The organism is Ruminococcus sp. (genome assembly GCF_024691275.1).
Lineage (GTDB): Bacteria > Bacillota > Clostridia > Oscillospirales > Ruminococcaceae > Ruminococcus.
The window spans coordinates 1-3,747 of the sequence record NZ_JAILNU010000078.1 but is presented as its reverse complement, the minus strand read 5'-3'; the positions used below and the strand labels follow the sequence as shown (position 1 = coordinate 3,747).

5 protein-coding genes are annotated in these 3,747 nt (G+C 42.2%); 4 read left to right on the top strand and 1 reads right to left on the bottom strand.

Annotation, left to right across the window (positions count from 1 at the left end; translation table 11 throughout):
• From K6G33_RS09375 to K6G33_RS09360, 4 genes are all read left to right on the top strand, one after another.
• The coding region (locus tag K6G33_RS09375) for a hypothetical protein (RefSeq protein WP_296778708.1) at positions 1-1,222 on the top strand (1,222 nt) is incomplete at its 5' end.
• Between the two features lie 260 nt (positions 1,223-1,482).
• Positions 1,483-2,040, top strand: a complete 558-nt coding sequence (locus K6G33_RS09370; RefSeq protein ID WP_296778706.1) for a hypothetical protein — start codon at positions 1,483-1,485, stop codon at positions 2,038-2,040.
• A gap of 430 nt (positions 2,041-2,470) precedes the next feature.
• Positions 2,471-2,749 (top strand): type II toxin-antitoxin system RelB/DinJ family antitoxin, encoded by a 279-nt coding sequence (locus K6G33_RS09365; protein ID WP_296778705.1) that lies wholly within the window; start codon positions 2,471-2,473, stop codon positions 2,747-2,749.
• Positions 2,746-3,147: a type II toxin-antitoxin system VapC family toxin gene (locus K6G33_RS09360; protein ID WP_296778702.1), complete on the top strand. Its 402-nt coding sequence runs from the start codon at positions 2,746-2,748 to the stop codon at positions 3,145-3,147. Before K6G33_RS09365 ends, K6G33_RS09360 begins: the two co-directional genes overlap by 4 nt.
• A gap of 270 nt (positions 3,148-3,417) precedes the next feature.
• Here K6G33_RS09360 and K6G33_RS09355 read toward each other — a convergent pair.
• On the bottom strand, positions 3,418-3,747 hold a 330-nt coding region (locus K6G33_RS09355; RefSeq protein ID WP_296778700.1), incomplete at its 5' end, for a hypothetical protein.

The following is a 3,747-nucleotide window of genomic DNA, read 5'->3' as shown; positions in this document are numbered from 1 at the left end:
TCGAATAATGCTTAATGATACATGGGCTGATGATTATCGGGACTTTGTGGAACGAAATGAAATGACTTTGTGCAGCGGCTTGACTTATCATAGTCGGAGTAATAAGTTGCAATACGCTCAAACAATGAATGCTCTTATATTTGATCTCGACGGTGTGGGGCGTAAGGAACTTGAACGTGTCCTTGAACGTACAAAGGGGGCGGGCGATGTTTACCGCAGTATTCCCAAGCCTACTTTTATTGTTTTGAGCGGGCGGGGGCTGCACTTGTATTACGTTTTTAATGAGCCTATCGTCCTTTATCCGAATATAAAGCTGCAATTGAAGTCGCTGAAACATGACCTAACGTTCAGAATATGGGAGTATAAAGGCACTTCTCGATTAGAAAGTATCCAGTATCAGAGTATCGGTCAAGGTTTTCGTATGGTTGGCAGCATTAACAACAAGTATGGGAATGTTGTTACGGCGTTTCAGATCGGCGGCAAGGTTAGCCTTGAATTTCTCAATAGTTATACTATCAAACCTGAAAACAGAGTTGACATTAACCGTCCTTTCCGACCGAGCCGAGTTGATCGTGCGACCGCTGCGGAACTTTATCCCGAATGGTATCAGCGTGTAGTTGTTGACGGCATTAAACGCCCGAAAAAATGGAATATTGGCTATCGAAAAAAGAAACAAGTCAAAGACTATGCTCTTTATGAATGGTGGAAACGCCGTGTGACGGAGATCGAGGGGGGACATCGGTATTTTTACCTTATGTGCCTTGTAATATACGCTTGTAAGTGCGATGTGTCGAAAAAACAGCTCAAAGCTGATATGCAGGCGTGTTTTGACGTTCTTCGGACGTATAAACACGATAATGAGTTGACACAAGCTGATGTTGATAGTGCTATGGAGTGCTATTCCAAAGATTACTATAACTTCACTATAGCTGATATTGAGATTTTGACAGATTTGCGTATTGAGCGTAATAAGCGAAATCATCAGAAGCAAGTAGATCATTTGGAAGAAGCGAGGGCTATTAGAGATATTCGGCAACGGCGAAAAGGAACTGATTGGAGAGATAATAACGGCAGACCGAGCAAGCAGCAGCTCGTTTATCATTGGCAGCAACAGCATCCTTCGGGACGTAAATCAGATTGTCACCGTGATACAGGTTTAGATCCAAAGACTATTCGCAAGTGGTGGGATACTGTTCCTGATGATGTACCCTCTATTGTGTAGATCAATTAAATTGTTTTAGCAAGGACGAATGTTTGTCCTTTGGGGCACGGAAAGGAGAGAACTCATAGTGCCTACAATACCTGATCGAATTGAAATAAGAGTAATTGGTACAGACGAGCAGCTCGAACGAGCCTCTGCAATTATCGCTGCGGCATATGATATTCATTATCAGAGCGACTATTATTCTTGCAAGGACTCAAAAGCTCTGCACCGACAGTATTACAAAGTTACTGAGGTTACTGAGAAAGAAGGTGAGCCAGGTGGGCAAGACGATTAAACAGATTGCAGACGAGCTGGGTGTGAGCAAACAGGCCGTTCAGAAAAGACTTTCAAGAGAACCCCTATATACAACTGTTGCTCCGTATATATCGACAATAGACGGTGTTAAGTATATAGCGGTTGTCGGTGAAAATCTCGTAAAATCGGCATTTTCTAAATCAAGTGTGGACAAAACCAGCGATTTGTCTATAGACAAATCTGAAAATCTGTCTATAGACAAAACTGATTTGTATACACCTATAATCGAGGTATTACAAGCCACTATTGACACCCTACAAGGACAGCTTGTTGCCAAAGACGAGCAGATTCGAACGTTGCAAGAACAACTTTCCGCTAAAGATGTGCAAATAGGGCAGATAACCGCTGCAATGGAGAGTACCGCAGCAGCCTTGACCGCTGCGCAAGCTCTCCATGCAGCTGACAAAAAGACTTTAATGCTTATTGAGGATAAGGAGAGCGAGCGCAAATTATCGTTTTGGGAACGCCGAGCCGCTAAGAAAGCCGAGAAAAAAGCCCGAAAGGAGCAATCAGACGAATGAGCGATCCGACAAAAAAAGAAAAATCGGGGCGGAGCGAGGCCGGGTGCGGGTGCAAAGCGGAAATATGGTTGTAAAACCGTAACAATGCGTGTGCCGGCTGATATGGTGGACGATATAAAGGCGTTTATTTACAAGAAAAAGCATATCGAGCCTAAGCAGGAGCCGGAACCACAGTTTGATGGTCAAGTGACCTTTGACGATATATTGGAGAAATCAACATGAAAGTGCATAATATCGACTATCCCGACCATAAGACCGCCCGACAATGGGCGAAACAAGGCTTTTGGCCGATAGATGGTGCAAAGGGCATAAATGATATAAAAAATTAGTATGGCTCCCCTCTTAAAATTGGTTTTTATAATATGCACGAACAATGTATTGACAACAGACTACATATGTGATATAATGTACTTGGAAAGGAGGCGCTTTTATGGGACAGACTACGTTTACAATTCGCATGGATGAAGATCTCAAAAGAGAATTCAATGCGCTATGTGAAAATATTGGAATGACAATGACGACCGCCATCTGTGTATTTGCTAAGAAATCAATTGCGGAACAGCGGATACCATTCACATTAACATCAAATTCGGTACCAAGTAAAAAAATAAGGATCGGCGCAGCAAAGGGAAAACTCAGCATTCCGAAAGATTTTGATAAATGGGATAAGGAGATAGAGGAGATGTTCGAGGATGGTGATCTTTTTTGAAAATACTGCTGGATACTCACATTATGCTTTGGGCTATGACAGATGATGAACAATTACCACAAAAAGCGAGAGAATTAATAGAAAACGAAGATAATGAGATATTTTTCAGCATTATATCTTTGTGGGAAATCCAAATAAAACATATTCTTCACCCCGAACAGATGGAGAATTCAAAGGTCATTGCCCGATATTGTCATGAGTCAGATTTTGAACTTATTAATCTTTCTGAAAGAGCAATCGGAATATTACCCGATTTGAAACGTCCAGATTCGGCTCCAAGGCACAAAGACCCGTTTGATAAGATGCTGATCTGCCAAGCAGTTGCTGAAGAAATGACTTTTTTAACCCACGATTCGTTACTTTCAGATTATGGTGTGTCAAATATTATGCTTGTTTAGAGTATATCCCTCACACCTCTGGAACGGCATACAGAGCCGCACAGAGCGTGTGAGGGGCATTTTATATCCTTTCTTTTTCTGATAGATAAAATAGTGAAATAAAATGTATTGATAACCGAGCTTGGCGAGACTATATCTCAGCTGAAAGAAAAGATTAATCAGCTGACCGATGAAAACCGAAAACTGTCATTGGAGCAGCAGTGATTATCTTAACAACTGTATCAGAATTTAAAAGACGGACTGACACAAAGCGCAGTCCGTCTTATCTGTTTAATCGGTTTCTTCTTTAGGCTCGTTCGGCTCATTATTATTGGTCGAAGGCTCAACGGTTGGAGCGGGTTCAGGTTTAGGCTCAGGCGGAAAGTCATTCATCGCTCGTGAGAAGTAACCACCTCTATTATCTTGCCCCTTGAGAAAGGCGATAAGGCGGTCAACATCACCTTTGACAAACTCTCGATTGAGAATGCTGTACACCGCACCACCGATCTCAATCAAGTGGTGAGTGCGCTTCTTTCGTTCGTCCTTTGTGTGTTTTGCTTTGAGCTTCCGTTTCTGATCTTTAAGCTGATCTAGCTTTTTCTCTAACTCCGCTAATTGTTC

Excerpts from the sequence above, each read along its gene's own strand:
- K6G33_RS09365 (WP_296778705.1), top strand. The coding sequence starts at position 2,471 with ATGGGACAGACTACGTTTACAATTCGCATGGATGAAGATCTCAAAAGA.